We start from the raw sequence: 22,245 nt of genomic DNA on the forward strand, positions 1-22,245 counted from the left end.
CTCCAAATCGATTGAAGTAATAGGTAATACATGTATCTTGATGAAAATCTCAAGCGAACATGTCAGCGAAGAATCTTAGTTGCGTTGTACCTCAAAAAAGCGTTTTGATTGAATTGAGGAAAATCCAAAATTCAACACAAAAGGTCAAAACCAACGCGTTAAACGTTTTACGTTTAATAAGTTATTTTTGAGTTGTATAGTTAAGTGATTAAGCGTACACGGTGGATGCCTAGGCGGTAGAAGGCGATGAAAGACGTGATAGCCTGCGAAAAGCTTCGGTGAGGTGGCAAATAACCTTTGACCCGGAGATGTCTGAATGGGAAAACCCATCCTTTCGAGGATATCCCTTAATGGGAGGCTAACCCGGGGAACTGAAACATCTAAGTACCCGGAGGAAAAGAAATCAACCGAGATTCCCTAAGTAGCGGCGAGCGAACGGGGACCAGCCCTTAAGCAAGGACTAAGTTAGCAGAACGCTCTGGAAAGTGCGACGATACAAGGTGATAGTCCTGTATGCGAAAGCTTTATTCTTGTGAAAACGAGTAGGACGGGACACGTGAAATCCTGTCTGAATATGGGGGGACCACCCTCCAAGGCTAAATACTCTCTACCGACCGATAGTGAACCAGTACCGTGAGGGAAAGGCGAAAAGAACCCCAGAAGGGGAGTGAAATAGAACCTGAAACCGTGTACGTACAAGCAGTGGGAGCACCTTCGTGGTGTGACTGCGTACCTTTTGTATAATGGGTCAGCGACTTACTGTGTGTTGCGAGGTTAACCGAATAGGGGAGCCGTAGGGAAACCGAGTCTTAAATGGGCGACAGTAGCATGCAGTAGACCCGAAACCGGGCGATCTATCCATGGCCAGGATGAAGGTTGAGTAACATCAACTGGAGGTCCGAACCCACTAATGTTGAAAAATTAGGGGATGAGCTGTGGATCGGAGTGAAAGGCTAATCAAGCTCGGAGATAGCTGGTTCTCCCCGAAAACTATTTAGGTAGTGCCTCATGTCTCACTGTTGGGGGTAGAGCACTGTTATGGTCTAGCGGGCCGTCAAGGCTTAGCAGCCCATTGCAAACTCCGAATACCAACAAGTGCAATCATGGGAGACAGACAGCGGGTGCTAACGTCCGTTGTCAAGAGGGAAACAACCCAGACCGCCAATTAAGGTCCCTAAACTATGCTCAGTGGGAAAGGATGTGGGAAGGCTTAGACAGTCAGGAGGTTGGCTTAGAAGCAGCCACCCTTTAAAGAAAGCGTAATAGCTCACTGATCGAGTCGGCCTGCGCCGAAGATTTAACGGGGCTAAGCATAGTACCGAAATTGCGGATGCCGAAAGGCATGGTAGGGGAGCGTCGTGTAAGTCTGAGAAGGTGTGCTGGAAGGCATGCTGGAGATATCACGAGTGCGTATGCTGACATAAGTAGCGAAAAAGGGAGTGAAAAGCTCCCTCGCCGAAAGCCCAAGGTTTCCTACGCAACGCTAATCGACGTAGGGTTAGTCGGCCCCTAAGGTGAGGCTGAAAAGCGTAATCGATGGGAAGCAGGTTAATATTCCTGCACTTTTTATGACTGCGATGGAGGGACGGAGAAGGCTAGGCCAGCAAGGCGATGGTTGTCCTTGTTTAAGGTGGTAGGCAGAAGACTTAGGCAAATCCGGGTCTTTAATGCCGAGAACTGATGACGAGTCCTCTTTTGGACGAAGTGGTTGATGCCATGCTTCCAGGAAAAGCTTCTAAGCTTCAGGTCATAAAAAACCGTACCCCAAACCGACACAGGTGGGCAGGATGAGAATTCCAAGGCGCTTGAGAGAACTCGGGTGAAGGAACTAGGCAAAATAACACCGTAACTTCGGGAGAAGGTGTGCCCCTAATGGTGAAGGACTTGCTCCGTAAGCTGTTGGGGGTTGCAGAGACCAGGTGGCTGCGACTGTTTATTAAAAACACAGCACTGTGCAAAATCGAAAGATGACGTATACGGTGTGACGCCTGCCCGGTGCCGGAAGGTTAATTGATGGGGTTAGCGCAAGCGAAGCTCTTGATCGAAGCCCCGGTAAACGGCGGCCGTAACTATAACGGTCCTAAGGTAGCGAAATTCCTTGTCGGGTAAGTTCCGACCTGCACGAATGGCGTAACGATGGCCACACTGTCTCCACCCGAGACTCAGCGAAATTGAAATCGCGGTCAAGATGCCGTGTACCCGCGGCTAGACGGAAAGACCCCGTGAACCTTTACTATAGCTTTGCACTGGACTTTGATACTATCTGTGTAGGATAGGTGGGAGGCTATGAAGCGAGGACGCCAGTTCTTGTGGAGCCATCCTTGAAATACCACCCTGATAGTATTGAGGTTCTAACCTCGGCCAGTGAATCCTGGTCAGGGACAGTGTATGGTGGGTAGTTTGACTGGGGCGGTCTCCTCCTAAAGAGTAACGGAGGAGCGCGAAGGTACCCTCAGCACGGTCGGACATCGTGCAATGAGCGCAAGAGTAAAAGGGTGCTTGACTGCGAGACTGACACGTCGAGCAGGTGCGAAAGCAGGTTCTAGTGATCCGGTGGTTCTGTGTGGAAGGGCCATCGCTCAACGGATAAAAGGTACTCCGGGGATAACAGGCTGATACCGCCCAAGAGTTCATATCGACGGCGGTGTTTGGCACCTCGATGTCGGCTCATCACATCCTGGGGCTGAAGTCGGTCCCAAGGGTATGGCTGTTCGCCATTTAAAGTGGTACGCGAGCTGGGTTTAGAACGTCGTGAGACAGTTCGGTCCCTATCTGCCGTGGGCGTTGGAGAATTGAGGGGGGCTGCTCCTAGTACGAGAGGACCGGAGTGGACGAACCGCTGGTGTTCCAGTTGTCATGCCAATGGCACTGCTGGGTAGCTACGTTCGGAAAAGATAACCGCTGAAAGCATCTAAGCGGGAAACTTGCCCCAAGATGAGTTCTCCCTAGACTATAAGTCTTCTAAAGAGCCGTTCAAGACCAGGACGTTGATAGGCAAGGTGTGGAAGCGCAGTAATGTGTGAAGCTAACTTGTACTAATTACTCGTGAGGCTTAACTATACAACTCAAAAGTGACTTAACTGATATGAGCGCTTGAGATGAGATTGAAAGCCAAGGCTGCTCAATCCAAGTGATCAGGTATATGTGTCCTATTACAAACAATGAAGGTGTTTGAAGGCTTAAGCCCTAAACAAAAAACAAACACAGCGAAACAGAGATTACTTCTTAGCAAAGAATTTAAGTAAATGCGCTGCATTTACAAAACCGAATTGCTTGGCGACCATAGCGGAATGGAACCACCTGATCCCTTCTCGAACTCAGAAGTGAAACGTTCCAGCGCCGATGGTAGTGTGGGGTCTCCCCATGCGAGAGTAGGTCATCGCCAAGCACCCTATTCCTAAACCCCTCCTCGAGGGGTTTTTATTCTCAGGCAAAGTGTAAGACCTTGAGATTAAAATCTGCAAAAGCAGATTGACAATTTTTTCGAAGCTCGTTAAAATAGCGGGCTTACTTGATGCGAATGGTATTAAGTTCACGAATAAAGTAGTTCTTTAAAAAACAGGTAATTCAGAGATAATTTATGTGGAAGTGCTTAGGTGTGCGGAAGCAAAAATTAACTCGAAACGACAAATGTAAGTATAGGTAGAAGCAATTCTTCCATGTTAACTTTGTCAATTCCGAGTGTTTAAAAATGTTCAAGATTAAACTGAAGAGTTTGATCCTGGCTCAGAATGAACGCTGGCGGCAGGCCTAACACATGCAAGTCGAACGGTAACAGAAGAGCTTGCTCTTGCTGACGAGTGGCGGACGGGTGAGTAATGCATAGGAATCTGCCCTCTAGTTGGGGATACCGTAGGGAAACTTACGTTAATACCGAATAGTCTCTAAGGAGTAAAGGTGGCCTCTACTTGTAAGCTATCGCTAGAGGATGAGCCTATGTTAGATTAGCTAGTTGGTGAGGTAATGGCTCACCAAGGCGACGATCTATAGCTGGTTTGAGAGGATGATCAGCCACACTGGGACTGAGACACGGCCCAGACTCCTACGGGAGGCAGCAGTGGGGAATATTGGACAATGGGCGCAAGCCTGATCCAGCCATGCCGCGTGTGTGAAGAAGGCCCGAGGGTTGTAAAGCACTTTTAGCGAGGAGGAAAGGATGTAGATTAATACCCTGCATCTGTGACGTTACTCGCAGAAAAAGCACCGGCTAACTCTGTGCCAGCAGCCGCGGTAATACAGAGGGTGCAAGCGTTATTCGGAATTACTGGGCGTAAAGCGCGCGTAGGCGGATTGTTAAGTCAGTTGTGAAAGCCCTGGGCTCAACCTAGGAACGGCGATTGAAACTGGCAATCTAGAGTTTAGTAGAGGGAAGGGGAATTTCTGGAGTAGCAGTGAAATGCGTAGATATCAGAAGGAACATCAGTGGCGAAGGCGCCTTCCTGGACTAAAACTGACGCTGAGGTGCGAAAGCGTGGGGAGCAAACGGGATTAGATACCCCGGTAGTCCACGCCCTAAACGATGTCAACTAGCTGTTGGTCTTATTAAAAAGATTAGTAGCGCAGCTAACGCGATAAGTTGACCGCCTGGGGAGTACGGTCGCAAGATTAAAACTCAAAGGAATTGACGGGGGCCCGCACAAGCGGTGGAGCATGTGGTTTAATTCGATGCAACGCGAAGAACCTTACCATCCCTTGACATCCACAGAACTTTCCAGAGATGGATTGGTGCCTTCGGGAGCTGTGAGACAGGTGCTGCATGGCTGTCGTCAGCTCGTGTCGTGAGATGTTGGGTTAAGTCCCGCAACGAGCGCAACCCCTATCATTAGTTGCTACCATTTAGTTGAGAACTCTAATGAGACTGCCGGTGATAAACCGGAGGAAGGCGGGGACGACGTCAAGTCATCATGGCCCTTATGGGATGGGCTACACACGTGCTACAATGGTCGGTACAAACAGTTGCGAAGCCGCGAGGTGGTGCTAATCTGAAAAAACCGATCGTAGTCCGGATTGGAGTCTGCAACTCGACTCCATGAAGTCGGAATCGCTAGTAATCGCAAATCAGAATGTTGCGGTGAATACGTTCCCGGGCCTTGTACACACCGCCCGTCACACCATGGGAGTGGGTTGCACCAGAAGTAGCTAGTCTAACCTTCGGGAGGACGGTTACCACGGTGTGATTCATGACTGGGGTGAAGTCGTAACAAGGTAGCCCTATCGGAAGGTGGGGCTGGATCACCTCCTTTAAGAAAAAGCCAAAGCCACCTTAGCGCTTTCACATAAATTGTCTCTGAATTACCCAATAGCCTGGGGCTATAGCTCAGCTGGGAGAGCGCCTGCCTTGCACGCAGGAGGTCTGCGGTTCGATCCCGCATAGCTCCACCAATTTTACAGGTCGGTGCAGTGCACAAGGCAGGCCTAACAAATTGGGTCTGTAGCTCAGTTGGTTAGAGCGCACCCCTGATAAGGGTGAGGTCGGTGGTTCGAATCCACCCAGACCCACCAATAACAACCGCTCATGTGGTTTTCGTTAAATACTGGTCAAGCGCGTTTTGTGCAAGCTAGTGATTAACCAAGAAGATATGAGTGGTTCTTATTGCCAAAAAAAGAAGGGAATGATAGTATTCCGCTTCTCGGTAGTAACCGAAGTTCTTTAAAAATTAGGAAGTAATCTCTGCAAAGAGAATGAATAAAATTGATGAGATTTTATTCATAACAATTCAATCGAATCTCCAAATCGATTGAAGTAATAGGTAATACATGTATCTTGATGAAAATCTCAAGCGAACATGTCAGCGAAGAATCTTAGTTGCGTTGTACCTCAAAAAAGCGTTTTGATTGAATTGAGGAAAATCCAAAATTCAACACAAAAGGTCAAAACCAACGCGTTAAACGTTTTACGTTTAATAAGTTATTTTTGAGTTGTATAGTTAAGTGATTAAGCGTACACGGTGGATGCCTAGGCGGTAGAAGGCGATGAAAGACGTGATAGCCTGCGAAAAGCTTCGGTGAGGTGGCAAATAACCTTTGACCCGGAGATGTCTGAATGGGAAAACCCATCCTTTCGAGGATATCCCTTAATGGGAGGCTAACCCGGGGAACTGAAACATCTAAGTACCCGGAGGAAAAGAAATCAACCGAGATTCCCTAAGTAGCGGCGAGCGAACGGGGACCAGCCCTTAAGCAAGGACTAAGTTAGCAGAACGCTCTGGAAAGTGCGACGATACAAGGTGATAGTCCTGTATGCGAAAGCTTTATTCTTGTGAAAACGAGTAGGACGGGACACGTGAAATCCTGTCTGAATATGGGGGGACCACCCTCCAAGGCTAAATACTCTCTACCGACCGATAGTGAACCAGTACCGTGAGGGAAAGGCGAAAAGAACCCCAGAAGGGGAGTGAAATAGAACCTGAAACCGTGTACGTACAAGCAGTGGGAGCACCTTCGTGGTGTGACTGCGTACCTTTTGTATAATGGGTCAGCGACTTACTGTGTGTTGCGAGGTTAACCGAATAGGGGAGCCGTAGGGAAACCGAGTCTTAAATGGGCGACAGTAGCATGCAGTAGACCCGAAACCGGGCGATCTATCCATGGCCAGGATGAAGGTTGAGTAACATCAACTGGAGGTCCGAACCCACTAATGTTGAAAAATTAGGGGATGAGCTGTGGATCGGAGTGAAAGGCTAATCAAGCTCGGAGATAGCTGGTTCTCCCCGAAAACTATTTAGGTAGTGCCTCATGTCTCACTGTTGGGGGTAGAGCACTGTTATGGTCTAGCGGGCCGTCAAGGCTTAGCAGCCCATTGCAAACTCCGAATACCAACAAGTGCAATCATGGGAGACAGACAGCGGGTGCTAACGTCCGTTGTCAAGAGGGAAACAACCCAGACCGCCAATTAAGGTCCCTAAACTATGCTCAGTGGGAAAGGATGTGGGAAGGCTTAGACAGTCAGGAGGTTGGCTTAGAAGCAGCCACCCTTTAAAGAAAGCGTAATAGCTCACTGATCGAGTCGGCCTGCGCCGAAGATTTAACGGGGCTAAGCATAGTACCGAAATTGCGGATGCCGAAAGGCATGGTAGGGGAGCGTCGTGTAAGTCTGAGAAGGTGTGCTGGAAGGCATGCTGGAGATATCACGAGTGCGTATGCTGACATAAGTAGCGAAAAAGGGAGTGAAAAGCTCCCTCGCCGAAAGCCCAAGGTTTCCTACGCAACGCTAATCGACGTAGGGTTAGTCGGCCCCTAAGGTGAGGCTGAAAAGCGTAATCGATGGGAAGCAGGTTAATATTCCTGCACTTTTTATGACTGCGATGGAGGGACGGAGAAGGCTAGGCCAGCAAGGCGATGGTTGTCCTTGTTTAAGGTGGTAGGCAGAAGACTTAGGCAAATCCGGGTCTTTAATGCCGAGAACTGATGACGAGTCCTCTTTTGGACGAAGTGGTTGATGCCATGCTTCCAGGAAAAGCTTCTAAGCTTCAGGTCATAAAAAACCGTACCCCAAACCGACACAGGTGGGCAGGATGAGAATTCCAAGGCGCTTGAGAGAACTCGGGTGAAGGAACTAGGCAAAATAACACCGTAACTTCGGGAGAAGGTGTGCCCCTAATGGTGAAGGACTTGCTCCGTAAGCTGTTGGGGGTTGCAGAGACCAGGTGGCTGCGACTGTTTATTAAAAACACAGCACTGTGCAAAATCGAAAGATGACGTATACGGTGTGACGCCTGCCCGGTGCCGGAAGGTTAATTGATGGGGTTAGCGCAAGCGAAGCTCTTGATCGAAGCCCCGGTAAACGGCGGCCGTAACTATAACGGTCCTAAGGTAGCGAAATTCCTTGTCGGGTAAGTTCCGACCTGCACGAATGGCGTAACGATGGCCACACTGTCTCCACCCGAGACTCAGCGAAATTGAAATCGCGGTCAAGATGCCGTGTACCCGCGGCTAGACGGAAAGACCCCGTGAACCTTTACTATAGCTTTGCACTGGACTTTGATACTATCTGTGTAGGATAGGTGGGAGGCTATGAAGCGAGGACGCCAGTTCTTGTGGAGCCATCCTTGAAATACCACCCTGATAGTATTGAGGTTCTAACCTCGGCCAGTGAATCCTGGTCAGGGACAGTGTATGGTGGGTAGTTTGACTGGGGCGGTCTCCTCCTAAAGAGTAACGGAGGAGCGCGAAGGTACCCTCAGCACGGTCGGACATCGTGCAATGAGCGCAAGAGTAAAAGGGTGCTTGACTGCGAGACTGACACGTCGAGCAGGTGCGAAAGCAGGTTCTAGTGATCCGGTGGTTCTGTGTGGAAGGGCCATCGCTCAACGGATAAAAGGTACTCCGGGGATAACAGGCTGATACCGCCCAAGAGTTCATATCGACGGCGGTGTTTGGCACCTCGATGTCGGCTCATCACATCCTGGGGCTGAAGTCGGTCCCAAGGGTATGGCTGTTCGCCATTTAAAGTGGTACGCGAGCTGGGTTTAGAACGTCGTGAGACAGTTCGGTCCCTATCTGCCGTGGGCGTTGGAGAATTGAGGGGGGCTGCTCCTAGTACGAGAGGACCGGAGTGGACGAACCGCTGGTGTTCCAGTTGTCATGCCAATGGCACTGCTGGGTAGCTACGTTCGGAAAAGATAACCGCTGAAAGCATCTAAGCGGGAAACTTGCCCCAAGATGAGTTCTCCCTAGACTATAAGTCTTCTAAAGAGCCGTTCAAGACCAGGACGTTGATAGGCAAGGTGTGGAAGCGCAGTAATGTGTGAAGCTAACTTGTACTAATTACTCGTGAGGCTTAACTATACAACTCAAAAGTGACTTAACTGATATGAGCGCTTGAGATGAGATTGAAAGCCAAGGCTGCTCAATCCAAGTGATCAGGTATATGTGTCCTATTACAAACAATGAAGGTGTTTGAAGGCTTAAGCCCTAAACAAAAAACAAACACAGCGAAACAGAGATTACTTCTTAGCAAAGAATTTAAGTAAATGCGCTGCATTTACAAAACCGAATTGCTTGGCGACCATAGCGGAATGGAACCACCTGATCCCTTCTCGAACTCAGAAGTGAAACGTTCCAGCGCCGATGGTAGTGTGGGGTCTCCCCATGCGAGAGTAGGTCATCGCCAAGCACCCTATTCCTAAACCCCTCCTCGAGGGGTTTTTATTCTCAGGCAAAGTGTAAGACCTTGAGATTAAAATCTGCAAAAGCAGATTGACAATTTTTTCGAAGCTCGTTAAAATAGCGGGCTTACTTGATGCGAATGGTATTAAGTTCACGAATAAAGTAGTTCTTTAAAAAACAGGTAATTCAGAGATAATTTATGTGGAAGTGCTTAGGTGTGCGGAAGCAAAAATTAACTCGAAACGACAAATGTAAGTATAGGTAGAAGCAATTCTTCCATGTTAACTTTGTCAATTCCGAGTGTTTAAAAATGTTCAAGATTAAACTGAAGAGTTTGATCCTGGCTCAGAATGAACGCTGGCGGCAGGCCTAACACATGCAAGTCGAACGGTAACAGAAGAGCTTGCTCTTGCTGACGAGTGGCGGACGGGTGAGTAATGCATAGGAATCTGCCCTCTAGTTGGGGATACCGTAGGGAAACTTACGTTAATACCGAATAGTCTCTAAGGAGTAAAGGTGGCCTCTACTTGTAAGCTATCGCTAGAGGATGAGCCTATGTTAGATTAGCTAGTTGGTGAGGTAATGGCTCACCAAGGCGACGATCTATAGCTGGTTTGAGAGGATGATCAGCCACACTGGGACTGAGACACGGCCCAGACTCCTACGGGAGGCAGCAGTGGGGAATATTGGACAATGGGCGCAAGCCTGATCCAGCCATGCCGCGTGTGTGAAGAAGGCCCGAGGGTTGTAAAGCACTTTTAGCGAGGAGGAAAGGATGTAGATTAATACCCTGCATCTGTGACGTTACTCGCAGAAAAAGCACCGGCTAACTCTGTGCCAGCAGCCGCGGTAATACAGAGGGTGCAAGCGTTATTCGGAATTACTGGGCGTAAAGCGCGCGTAGGCGGATTGTTAAGTCAGTTGTGAAAGCCCTGGGCTCAACCTAGGAACGGCGATTGAAACTGGCAATCTAGAGTTTAGTAGAGGGAAGGGGAATTTCTGGAGTAGCAGTGAAATGCGTAGATATCAGAAGGAACATCAGTGGCGAAGGCGCCTTCCTGGACTAAAACTGACGCTGAGGTGCGAAAGCGTGGGGAGCAAACGGGATTAGATACCCCGGTAGTCCACGCCCTAAACGATGTCAACTAGCTGTTGGTCTTATTAAAAAGATTAGTAGCGCAGCTAACGCGATAAGTTGACCGCCTGGGGAGTACGGTCGCAAGATTAAAACTCAAAGGAATTGACGGGGGCCCGCACAAGCGGTGGAGCATGTGGTTTAATTCGATGCAACGCGAAGAACCTTACCATCCCTTGACATCCACAGAACTTTCCAGAGATGGATTGGTGCCTTCGGGAGCTGTGAGACAGGTGCTGCATGGCTGTCGTCAGCTCGTGTCGTGAGATGTTGGGTTAAGTCCCGCAACGAGCGCAACCCCTATCATTAGTTGCTACCATTTAGTTGAGAACTCTAATGAGACTGCCGGTGATAAACCGGAGGAAGGCGGGGACGACGTCAAGTCATCATGGCCCTTATGGGATGGGCTACACACGTGCTACAATGGTCGGTACAAACAGTTGCGAAGCCGCGAGGTGGTGCTAATCTGAAAAAACCGATCGTAGTCCGGATTGGAGTCTGCAACTCGACTCCATGAAGTCGGAATCGCTAGTAATCGCAAATCAGAATGTTGCGGTGAATACGTTCCCGGGCCTTGTACACACCGCCCGTCACACCATGGGAGTGGGTTGCACCAGAAGTAGCTAGTCTAACCTTCGGGAGGACGGTTACCACGGTGTGATTCATGACTGGGGTGAAGTCGTAACAAGGTAGCCCTATCGGAAGGTGGGGCTGGATCACCTCCTTTAAGAAAAAGCCAAAGCCACCTTAGCGCTTTCACATAAATTGTCTCTGAATTACCCAATAGCCTGGGGCTATAGCTCAGCTGGGAGAGCGCCTGCCTTGCACGCAGGAGGTCTGCGGTTCGATCCCGCATAGCTCCACCAATTTTACAGGTCGGTGCAGTGCACAAGGCAGGCCTAACAAATTGGGTCTGTAGCTCAGTTGGTTAGAGCGCACCCCTGATAAGGGTGAGGTCGGTGGTTCGAATCCACCCAGACCCACCAATAACAACCGCTCATGTGGTTTTCGTTAAATACTGGTCAAGCGCGTTTTGTGCAAGCTAGTGATTAACCAAGAAGATATGAGTGGTTCTTATTGCCAAAAAAAGAAGGGAATGATAGTATTCCGCTTCTCGGTAGTAACCGAAGTTCTTTAAAAATTAGGAAGTAATCTCTGCAAAGAGAATGAATAAAATTGATGAGATTTTATTCATAACAATTCAATCGAATCTCCAAATCGATTGAAGTAATAGGTAATACATGTATCTTGATGAAAATCTCAAGCGAACATGTCAGCGAAGAATCTTAGTTGCGTTGTACCTCAAAAAAGCGTTTTGATTGAATTGAGGAAAATCCAAAATTCAACACAAAAGGTCAAAACCAACGCGTTAAACGTTTTACGTTTAATAAGTTATTTTTGAGTTGTATAGTTAAGTGATTAAGCGTACACGGTGGATGCCTAGGCGGTAGAAGGCGATGAAAGACGTGATAGCCTGCGAAAAGCTTCGGTGAGGTGGCAAATAACCTTTGACCCGGAGATGTCTGAATGGGAAAACCCATCCTTTCGAGGATATCCCTTAATGGGAGGCTAACCCGGGGAACTGAAACATCTAAGTACCCGGAGGAAAAGAAATCAACCGAGATTCCCTAAGTAGCGGCGAGCGAACGGGGACCAGCCCTTAAGCAAGGACTAAGTTAGCAGAACGCTCTGGAAAGTGCGACGATACAAGGTGATAGTCCTGTATGCGAAAGCTTTATTCTTGTGAAAACGAGTAGGACGGGACACGTGAAATCCTGTCTGAATATGGGGGGACCACCCTCCAAGGCTAAATACTCTCTACCGACCGATAGTGAACCAGTACCGTGAGGGAAAGGCGAAAAGAACCCCAGAAGGGGAGTGAAATAGAACCTGAAACCGTGTACGTACAAGCAGTGGGAGCACCTTCGTGGTGTGACTGCGTACCTTTTGTATAATGGGTCAGCGACTTACTGTGTGTTGCGAGGTTAACCGAATAGGGGAGCCGTAGGGAAACCGAGTCTTAAATGGGCGACAGTAGCATGCAGTAGACCCGAAACCGGGCGATCTATCCATGGCCAGGATGAAGGTTGAGTAACATCAACTGGAGGTCCGAACCCACTAATGTTGAAAAATTAGGGGATGAGCTGTGGATCGGAGTGAAAGGCTAATCAAGCTCGGAGATAGCTGGTTCTCCCCGAAAACTATTTAGGTAGTGCCTCATGTCTCACTGTTGGGGGTAGAGCACTGTTATGGTCTAGCGGGCCGTCAAGGCTTAGCAGCCCATTGCAAACTCCGAATACCAACAAGTGCAATCATGGGAGACAGACAGCGGGTGCTAACGTCCGTTGTCAAGAGGGAAACAACCCAGACCGCCAATTAAGGTCCCTAAACTATGCTCAGTGGGAAAGGATGTGGGAAGGCTTAGACAGTCAGGAGGTTGGCTTAGAAGCAGCCACCCTTTAAAGAAAGCGTAATAGCTCACTGATCGAGTCGGCCTGCGCCGAAGATTTAACGGGGCTAAGCATAGTACCGAAATTGCGGATGCCGAAAGGCATGGTAGGGGAGCGTCGTGTAAGTCTGAGAAGGTGTGCTGGAAGGCATGCTGGAGATATCACGAGTGCGTATGCTGACATAAGTAGCGAAAAAGGGAGTGAAAAGCTCCCTCGCCGAAAGCCCAAGGTTTCCTACGCAACGCTAATCGACGTAGGGTTAGTCGGCCCCTAAGGTGAGGCTGAAAAGCGTAATCGATGGGAAGCAGGTTAATATTCCTGCACTTTTTATGACTGCGATGGAGGGACGGAGAAGGCTAGGCCAGCAAGGCGATGGTTGTCCTTGTTTAAGGTGGTAGGCAGAAGACTTAGGCAAATCCGGGTCTTTAATGCCGAGAACTGATGACGAGTCCTCTTTTGGACGAAGTGGTTGATGCCATGCTTCCAGGAAAAGCTTCTAAGCTTCAGGTCATAAAAAACCGTACCCCAAACCGACACAGGTGGGCAGGATGAGAATTCCAAGGCGCTTGAGAGAACTCGGGTGAAGGAACTAGGCAAAATAACACCGTAACTTCGGGAGAAGGTGTGCCCCTAATGGTGAAGGACTTGCTCCGTAAGCTGTTGGGGGTTGCAGAGACCAGGTGGCTGCGACTGTTTATTAAAAACACAGCACTGTGCAAAATCGAAAGATGACGTATACGGTGTGACGCCTGCCCGGTGCCGGAAGGTTAATTGATGGGGTTAGCGCAAGCGAAGCTCTTGATCGAAGCCCCGGTAAACGGCGGCCGTAACTATAACGGTCCTAAGGTAGCGAAATTCCTTGTCGGGTAAGTTCCGACCTGCACGAATGGCGTAACGATGGCCACACTGTCTCCACCCGAGACTCAGCGAAATTGAAATCGCGGTCAAGATGCCGTGTACCCGCGGCTAGACGGAAAGACCCCGTGAACCTTTACTATAGCTTTGCACTGGACTTTGATACTATCTGTGTAGGATAGGTGGGAGGCTATGAAGCGAGGACGCCAGTTCTTGTGGAGCCATCCTTGAAATACCACCCTGATAGTATTGAGGTTCTAACCTCGGCCAGTGAATCCTGGTCAGGGACAGTGTATGGTGGGTAGTTTGACTGGGGCGGTCTCCTCCTAAAGAGTAACGGAGGAGCGCGAAGGTACCCTCAGCACGGTCGGACATCGTGCAATGAGCGCAAGAGTAAAAGGGTGCTTGACTGCGAGACTGACACGTCGAGCAGGTGCGAAAGCAGGTTCTAGTGATCCGGTGGTTCTGTGTGGAAGGGCCATCGCTCAACGGATAAAAGGTACTCCGGGGATAACAGGCTGATACCGCCCAAGAGTTCATATCGACGGCGGTGTTTGGCACCTCGATGTCGGCTCATCACATCCTGGGGCTGAAGTCGGTCCCAAGGGTATGGCTGTTCGCCATTTAAAGTGGTACGCGAGCTGGGTTTAGAACGTCGTGAGACAGTTCGGTCCCTATCTGCCGTGGGCGTTGGAGAATTGAGGGGGGCTGCTCCTAGTACGAGAGGACCGGAGTGGACGAACCGCTGGTGTTCCAGTTGTCATGCCAATGGCACTGCTGGGTAGCTACGTTCGGAAAAGATAACCGCTGAAAGCATCTAAGCGGGAAACTTGCCCCAAGATGAGTTCTCCCTAGACTATAAGTCTTCTAAAGAGCCGTTCAAGACCAGGACGTTGATAGGCAAGGTGTGGAAGCGCAGTAATGTGTGAAGCTAACTTGTACTAATTACTCGTGAGGCTTAACTATACAACTCAAAAGTGACTTAACTGATATGAGCGCTTGAGATGAGATTGAAAGCCAAGGCTGCTCAATCCAAGTGATCAGGTATATGTGTCCTATTACAAACAATGAAGGTGTTTGAAGGCTTAAGCCCTAAACAAAAAACAAACACAGCGAAACAGAGATTACTTCTTAGCAAAGAATTTAAGTAAATGCGCTGCATTTACAAAACCGAATTGCTTGGCGACCATAGCGGAATGGAACCACCTGATCCCTTCTCGAACTCAGAAGTGAAACGTTCCAGCGCCGATGGTAGTGTGGGGTCTCCCCATGCGAGAGTAGGTCATCGCCAAGCACCCTATTCCTAAACCCCTCCTCGAGGGGTTTTTATTCTCAGGCAAAGTGTAAGACCTTGAGATTAAAATCTGCAAAAGCAGATTGACAATTTTTTCGAAGCTCGTTAAAATAGCGGGCTTACTTGATGCGAATGGTATTAAGTTCACGAATAAAGTAGTTCTTTAAAAAACAGGTAATTCAGAGATAATTTATGTGGAAGTGCTTAGGTGTGCGGAAGCAAAAATTAACTCGAAACGACAAATGTAAGTATAGGTAGAAGCAATTCTTCCATGTTAACTTTGTCAATTCCGAGTGTTTAAAAATGTTCAAGATTAAACTGAAGAGTTTGATCCTGGCTCAGAATGAACGCTGGCGGCAGGCCTAACACATGCAAGTCGAACGGTAACAGAAGAGCTTGCTCTTGCTGACGAGTGGCGGACGGGTGAGTAATGCATAGGAATCTGCCCTCTAGTTGGGGATACCGTAGGGAAACTTACGTTAATACCGAATAGTCTCTAAGGAGTAAAGGTGGCCTCTACTTGTAAGCTATCGCTAGAGGATGAGCCTATGTTAGATTAGCTAGTTGGTGAGGTAATGGCTCACCAAGGCGACGATCTATAGCTGGTTTGAGAGGATGATCAGCCACACTGGGACTGAGACACGGCCCAGACTCCTACGGGAGGCAGCAGTGGGGAATATTGGACAATGGGCGCAAGCCTGATCCAGCCATGCCGCGTGTGTGAAGAAGGCCCGAGGGTTGTAAAGCACTTTTAGCGAGGAGGAAAGGATGTAGATTAATACCCTGCATCTGTGACGTTACTCGCAGAAAAAGCACCGGCTAACTCTGTGCCAGCAGCCGCGGTAATACAGAGGGTGCAAGCGTTATTCGGAATTACTGGGCGTAAAGCGCGCGTAGGCGGATTGTTAAGTCAGTTGTGAAAGCCCTGGGCTCAACCTAGGAACGGCGATTGAAACTGGCAATCTAGAGTTTAGTAGAGGGAAGGGGAATTTCTGGAGTAGCAGTGAAATGCGTAGATATCAGAAGGAACATCAGTGGCGAAGGCGCCTTCCTGGACTAAAACTGACGCTGAGGTGCGAAAGCGTGGGGAGCAAACGGGATTAGATACCCCGGTAGTCCACGCCCTAAACGATGTCAACTAGCTGTTGGTCTTATTAAAAAGATTAGTAGCGCAGCTAACGCGATAAGTTGACCGCCTGGGGAGTACGGTCGCAAGATTAAAACTCAAAGGAATTGACGGGGGCCCGCACAAGCGGTGGAGCATGTGGTTTAATTCGATGCAACGCGAAGAACCTTACCATCCCTTGACATCCACAGAACTTTCCAGAGATGGATTGGTGCCTTCGGGAGCTGTGAGACAGGTGCTGCATGGCTGTCGTCAGCTCGTGTCGTGAGATGTTGGGTTAAGTCCCGCAACGAGCGCAACCCCTATCATTAGTTGCTACCATTTAGTTGAGAACTCTAATGAGACTGCCGGTGATAAACCGGAGGAAGGCGGGGACGACGTCAAGTCATCATGGCCCTTATGGGATGGGCTACACACGTGCTACAATGGTCGGTACAAACAGTTGCGAAGCCGCGAGGTGGTGCTAATCTGAAAAAACCGATCGTAGTCCGGATTGGAGTCTGCAACTCGACTCCATGAAGTCGGAATCGCTAGTAATCGCAAATCAGAATGTTGCGGTGAATACGTTCCCGGGCCTTGTACACACCGCCCGTCACACCATGGGAGTGGGTTGCACCAGAAGTAGCTAGTCTAACCTTCGGGAGGACGGTTACCACGGTGTGATTCATGACTGGGGTGAAGTCGTAACAAGGTAGCCCTATCGGAAGGTGGGGCTGGATCACCTCCTTTAAGAAAAAGCCAAAGCCACCTTAGCGCTTTCACATAAATTGTCTCTGAATTACCCAATAGCCTGGGGCTATAGCTCAGCTGGGAGAGCGCCTGCCTTGCACGCAGGAGGTCTGCGGTTCGATCCCGCATAGCTCCACCAATTTTACAGGTCGGTGCAGTGCACAAGGCAGGCCTAACAAATTGGGTCTGTAGCTCAGTTGGTTAGAGCGCACCCCTGATAAGGGTGAGGTCGGTGGTTCGAATCCACCCAGACCCACCAATAACAACCGCTCATGTGGTTTTCGTTAAATACTGGTCAAGCGCGTTTTGTGCAAGCTAGTGATTAACCAAGAAGATATGAGTGGTTCTTATTGCCAAAAAAAGAAGGGAATGATAGTATTCCGCTTCTCGGTAGTAACCGAAGTTCTTTAAAAATTAGGAAGTAATCTCTGCAAAGAGAATGAATAAAATTGATGAGATTTTATTCATAACAATTCAATCGAATCTCCAAATCGATTGAAGTAATAGGTAATACATGTATCTTGATGAAAATCTCAAGCGAACATGTCAGCGAAGAATCTTAGTTGCGTTGTACCTCAAAAAAGCGTTTTGATTGAATTGAGGAAAATCCAAAATTCAACACAAAAGGTCAAAACCAACGCGTTAAACGTTTTACGTTTAATAAGTTATTTTTGAGTTGTATAGTTAAGTGATTAAGCGTACACGGTGGATGCCTAGGCGGTAGAAGGCGATGAAAGACGTGATAGCCTGCGAAAAGCTTCGGTGAGGTGGCAAATAACCTTTGACCCGGAGATGTCTGAATGGGAAAACCCATCCTTTCGAGGATATCCCTTAATGGGAGGCTAACCCGGGGAACTGAAACATCTAAGTACCCGGAGGAAAAGAAATCAACCGAGATTCCCTAAGTAGCGGCGAGCGAACGGGGACCAGCCCTTAAGCAAGGACTAAGTTAGCAGAACGCTCTGGAAAGTGCGACGATACAAGGTGATAGTCCTGTATGCGAAAGCTTTATTCTTGTGAAAACGAGTAGGACGGGACACGTGAAATCCTGTCTGAATATGGGGGGACCACCCTCCAAGGCTAAATACTCTCTACCGACCGATAGTGAACCAGTACCGTGAGGGAAAGGCGAAAAGAACCCCAGAAGGGGAGTGAAATAGAACCTGAAACCGTGTACGTACAAGCAGTGGGAGCACCTTCGTGGTGTGACTGCGTACCTTTTGTATAATGGGTCAGCGACTTACTGTGTGTTGCGAGGTTAACCGAATAGGGGAGCCGTAGGGAAACCGAGTCTTAAATGGGCGACAGTAGCATGCAGTAGACCCGAAACCGGGCGATCTATCCATGGCCAGGATGAAGGTTGAGTAACATCAACTGGAGGTCCGAACCCACTAATGTTGAAAAATTAGGGGATGAGCTGTGGATCGGAGTGAAAGGCTAATCAAGCTCGGAGATAGCTGGTTCTCCCCGAAAACTATTTAGGTAGTGCCTCATGTCTCACTGTTGGGGGTAGAGCACTGTTATGGTCTAGCGGGCCGTCAAGGCTTAGCAGCCCATTGCAAACTCCGAATACCAACAAGTGCAATCATGGGAGACAGACAGCGGGTGCTAACGTCCGTTGTCAAGAGGGAAACAACCCAGACCGCCAATTAAGGTCCCTAAACTATGCTCAGTGGGAAAGGATGTGGGAAGGCTTAGACAGTCAGGAGGTTGGCTTAGAAGCAGCCACCCTTTAAAGAAAGCGTAATAGCTCACTGATCGAGTCGGCCTGCGCCGAAGATTTAACGGGGCTAAGCATAGTACCGAAATTGCGGATGCCGAAAGGCATGGTAGGGGAGCGTCGTGTAAGTCTGAGAAGGTGTGCTGGAAGGCATGCTGGAGATATCACGAGTGCGTATGCTGACATAAGTAGCGAAAAAGGGAGTGAAAAGCTCCCTCGCCGAAAGCCCAAGGTTTCCTACGCAACGCTAATCGACGTAGGGTTAGTCGGCCCCTAAGGTGAGGCTGAAAAGCGTAATCGATGGGAAGCAGGTTAATATTCCTGCACTTTTTATGACTGCGATGGAGGGACGGAGAAGGCTAGGCCAGCAAGGCGATGGTTGTCCTTGTTTAAGGTGGTAGGCAGAAGACTTAGGCAAATCCGGGTCTTTAATGCCGAGAACTGATGACGAGTCCTCTTTTGGACGAAGTGGTTGATGCCATGCTTCCAGGAAAAGCTTCTAAGCTTCAGGTCATAAAAAACCGTACCCCAAACCGACACAGGTGGGCAGGATGAGAATTCCAAGGCGCTTGAGAGAACTCGGGTGAAGGAACTAGGCAAAATAACACCGTAACTTCGGGAGAAGGTGTGCCCCTAATGGTGAAGGACTTGCTCCGTAAGCTGTTGGGGGTTGCAGAGACCAGGTGGCTGCGACTGTTTATTAAAAACACAGCACTGTGCAAAATCGAAAGATGACGTATACGGTGTGACGCCTGCCCGGTGCCGGAAGGTTAATTGATGGGGTTAGCGCAAGCGAAGCTCTTGATCGAAGCCCCGGTAAACGGCGGCCGTAACTATAACGGTCCTAAGGTAGCGAAATTCCTTGTCGGGTAAGTTCCGACCTGCACGAATGGCGTAACGATGGCCACACTGTCTCCACCCGAGACTCAGCGAAATTGAAATCGCGGTCAAGATGCCGTGTACCCGCGGCTAGACGGAAAGACCCCGTGAACCTTTACTATAGCTTTGCACTGGACTTTGATACTATCTGTGTAGGATAGGTGGGAGGCTATGAAGCGAGGACGCCAGTTCTTGTGGAGCCATCCTTGAAATACCACCCTGATAGTATTGAGGTTCTAACCTCGGCCAGTGAATCCTGGTCAGGGACAGTGTATGGTGGGTAGTTTGACTGGGGCGGTCTCCTCCTAAAGAGTAACGGAGGAGCGCGAAGGTACCCTCAGCACGGTCGGACATCGTGCAATGAGCGCAAGAGTAAAAGGGTGCTTGACTGCGAGACTGACACGTCGAGCAGGTGCGAAAGCAGGTTCTAGTGATCCGGTGGTTCTGTGTGGAAGGGCCATCGCTCAACGGATAAAAGGTACTCCGGGGATAACAGGCTGATACCGCCCAAGAGTTCATATCGACGGCGGTGTTTGGCACCTCGATGTCGGCTCATCACATCCTGGGGCTGAAGTCGGTCCCAAGGGTATGGCTGTTCGCCATTTAAAGTGGTACGCGAGCTGGGTTTAGAACGTCGTGAGACAGTTCGGTCCCTATCTGCCGTGGGCGTTGGAGAATTGAGGGGGGCTGCTCCTAGTACGAGAGGACCGGAGTGGACGAACCGCTGGTGTTCCAGTTGTCATGCCAATGGCACTGCTGGGTAGCTACGTTCGGAAAAGATAACCGCTGAAAGCATCTAAGCGGGAAACTTGCCCCAAGATGAGTTCTCCCTAGACTATAAGTCTTCTAAAGAGCCGTTCAAGACCAGGACGTTGATAGGCAAGGTGTGGAAGCGCAGTAATGTGTGAAGCTAACTTGTACTAATTACTCGTGAGGCTTAACTATACAACTCAAAAGTGACTTAACTGATATGAGCGCTTGAGATGAGATTGAAAGCCAAGGCTGCTCAATCCAAGTGATCAGGTATATGTGTCCTATTACAAACAATGAAGGTGTTTGAAGGCTTAAGCCCTAAACAAAAAACAAACACAGCGAAACAGAGATTACTTCTTAGCAAAGAATTTAAGTAAATGCGCTGCATTTACAAAACCGAATTGCTTGGCGACCATAGCGGAATGGAACCACCTGATCCCTTCTCGAACTCAGAAGTGAAACGTTCCAGCGCCGATGGTAGTGTGGGGTCTCCCCATGCGAGAGTAGGTCATCGCCAAGCACCCTATTCCTAAACCCCTCCTCGAGGGGTTTTTTTTTGCCTGTTAATTGCTGGTATTAATTTCGTTTTAACGTCATAGTTCATTAAATAATTTGTCTCGGTGATGAGTTATCATATCTATTTTTTAATAATAACGACTTGGGAATAACATGGATTTATTGATAGATGTTGGCAATACTAAGATTAAATGGGCTTATGCAATTGATTATCAACTTAAAGTCCGTGGATCATCAGTATTTAAAGCATCTGATTTTAGCGAGATTGGAGAGCTTCTAAAATTAAAAGAATTTCTACCTAAGCGTGTTTTTTTTTCTAGCGTTCTCTCTAATAATATATCTGATAATCTAAAGCATATTATTTTGCAATCACATTCTTGTGTCGTTTATCAAATACGTACCGTTAATCACTTTTTAGATATATCAGTTTGTTATGATCAGGTTTCTACGTTTGGTGTCGATAGATGGTTATCACTAATTGGTGCATATGATAAGTATCGGAAAGCGGTTATGGTTGCGGACCTTGGATCGGCTATAACTATTGATTTAATTAATAGTAGTGGTGTTCATCAAGGGGGGCTAATTACCGCTGGCGTGGGAAAAGCGCTAGGTTCACTGTCAAGTTGTAGCTTGTTACCTGATATTAATTGTGCTAGTTTTTTCAAACAACAAAAAGTTGAGCATTTATCCTGTAACACCAGTGAAGCTATGATTAACGGTGTTTGCTTATCTGTAAGCAGCTTGTTAAATTACCAAGCTGAGTTACAGTTGACTGAACATCAACAAGACCTAAAGTTGGTTCTAACGGGAGGTGATTCAGAATTAATACTGCCTCTTTTGAACCATGATTGGGAACTATCTTCTAGTTTATTATTTGATGGTTTGTTAGTGTTAAGTAAGCATGAAAATTTATTAGAATATTTTATATAATTTTGGTGAAGTGTTATTGACACATTTATTAAATAGCCTATAATACCGCACACAAGCCGACATAGCACAATTGGTAGTGCAACTGATTTGTAATCAGTAGGTTGGGGGTTCGAGTCCCTCTGTCGGCACCATCTCTGTCTCTTCCTTCATTTCATACTTTATCTTAATCATAAATTTACCATAACCGTTTCGACTGATATAATAATCAAGTTATTTAATACTTGGGAAATATAATGGAACAACAGTCTAGTTACACAAAAGAAGAACTTCTTGCATGCGGGCGCGGTGAGTTATTTGGTCCGGGCAATGCACAACTACCTAAACCACCTATGCTTATGTTTGATCATATTACACATATCTCTGAAGAGGGTGGTGAATATGGTAAAGGTCTAATTAAAGCAGAACTAGACGTCACTCCTGATTTATGGTTTTTTGAGTGTCACTTCAATGATGATCCTGTGATGCCTGGTTGCCTTGGTTTAGATGCAATGTGGCAACTTATTGGATTTTATTTAGGTTGGACTGGAGGGCCTGGACGCGGTAGGGCACTAGGCTCTGGTGAGGTCAAGTTCTACGGTCAAGTTTTACCTAAAGCTAAGAAAGTTGAGTATGTGATCAATATGAAACGTGTCATTAAAAGAAAACTCTATATGGGAATTGGTGATGCGCATCTTTATGTTGATGGACGAGAAATATACAGCGCCACTGACTTAAAAGTGGGATTATTCACAAATACGGATGCGTTTTAAT

The 22,245-nt window shown here is 48.1% G+C and carries 2 protein-coding genes, 7 tRNA genes and 11 rRNA genes; all 20 read left to right on the forward strand.

Annotation, left to right across the window (positions count from 1 at the left end):
• The first annotated feature begins 198 nt into the window (after positions 1-198).
• The 20 genes from JX580_RS01135 (at position 199) to fabA (ending at position 22,244) form a co-directional block, all read left to right on the forward strand.
• Positions 199-3,060 (forward strand): 23S ribosomal RNA (locus JX580_RS01135).
• Positions 3,061-3,272: 212 nt separating this feature from the next.
• Positions 3,273-3,388 (forward strand): 5S ribosomal RNA (gene rrf, locus JX580_RS01140).
• 315 nt (positions 3,389-3,703) lie between these two features.
• Positions 3,704-5,243, forward strand: a 16S ribosomal RNA gene (locus JX580_RS01145).
• A gap of 63 nt (positions 5,244-5,306) precedes the next feature.
• Positions 5,307-5,382: transfer RNA gene (locus tag JX580_RS01150), tRNA-Ala, on the forward strand.
• A gap of 43 nt (positions 5,383-5,425) precedes the next feature.
• Positions 5,426-5,502, forward strand: a tRNA-Ile gene (locus JX580_RS01155).
• 423 nt (positions 5,503-5,925) lie between these two features.
• A 23S ribosomal RNA gene (locus JX580_RS01160) occupies positions 5,926-8,787 on the forward strand.
• Between the two features lie 212 nt (positions 8,788-8,999).
• Positions 9,000-9,115, forward strand: a 5S ribosomal RNA gene (gene rrf, locus JX580_RS01165).
• A 315-nt stretch (positions 9,116-9,430) separates the two neighbouring features.
• Positions 9,431-10,970 (forward strand): 16S ribosomal RNA (locus JX580_RS01170).
• 63 nt (positions 10,971-11,033) lie between these two features.
• Positions 11,034-11,109, forward strand: a tRNA-Ala gene (locus JX580_RS01175).
• A gap of 43 nt (positions 11,110-11,152) precedes the next feature.
• A tRNA-Ile gene (locus JX580_RS01180) sits at positions 11,153-11,229 on the forward strand.
• A 423-nt stretch (positions 11,230-11,652) separates the two neighbouring features.
• Positions 11,653-14,514: ribosomal RNA gene (locus JX580_RS01185) — 23S ribosomal RNA — on the forward strand.
• 212 nt (positions 14,515-14,726) lie between these two features.
• Positions 14,727-14,842: ribosomal RNA gene (rrf, locus tag JX580_RS01190) — 5S ribosomal RNA — on the forward strand.
• A 315-nt stretch (positions 14,843-15,157) separates the two neighbouring features.
• Positions 15,158-16,697, forward strand: a 16S ribosomal RNA gene (locus tag JX580_RS01195).
• A gap of 63 nt (positions 16,698-16,760) precedes the next feature.
• A tRNA-Ala gene (locus JX580_RS01200) sits at positions 16,761-16,836 on the forward strand.
• A gap of 43 nt (positions 16,837-16,879) precedes the next feature.
• Positions 16,880-16,956 (forward strand) — tRNA-Ile (locus tag JX580_RS01205).
• A gap of 423 nt (positions 16,957-17,379) precedes the next feature.
• A 23S ribosomal RNA gene (locus tag JX580_RS01210) occupies positions 17,380-20,241 on the forward strand.
• A 212-nt stretch (positions 20,242-20,453) separates the two neighbouring features.
• Positions 20,454-20,569, forward strand: a 5S ribosomal RNA gene (gene rrf, locus JX580_RS01215).
• The 16S, 23S and 5S rRNA genes sit together here with 6 tRNA genes alongside, the layout of an rRNA operon.
• A gap of 149 nt (positions 20,570-20,718) precedes the next feature.
• Complete coding sequence (locus JX580_RS01220; RefSeq protein ID WP_248850975.1) at positions 20,719-21,495, forward strand: type III pantothenate kinase; 777 nt, start codon at positions 20,719-20,721, stop codon at positions 21,493-21,495.
• A 55-nt stretch (positions 21,496-21,550) separates the two neighbouring features.
• Positions 21,551-21,626 (forward strand) — tRNA-Thr (locus JX580_RS01225).
• Between the two features lie 102 nt (positions 21,627-21,728).
• A complete protein-coding gene (fabA, locus tag JX580_RS01230; RefSeq protein ID WP_248850976.1) occupies positions 21,729-22,244 on the forward strand; it encodes a 3-hydroxyacyl-[acyl-carrier-protein] dehydratase FabA in 516 nt (171 codons plus the stop codon).
• The last annotated feature ends 1 nt before the right edge of the window (position 22,245 follow it).

Origin of the sequence: Thiomicrospira microaerophila, assembly GCF_023278225.1 — a bacterium.
In the GTDB taxonomy this organism is placed as follows: Bacteria; Pseudomonadota; Gammaproteobacteria; order Thiomicrospirales; family Thiomicrospiraceae; genus Thiomicrospira; species Thiomicrospira microaerophila_A.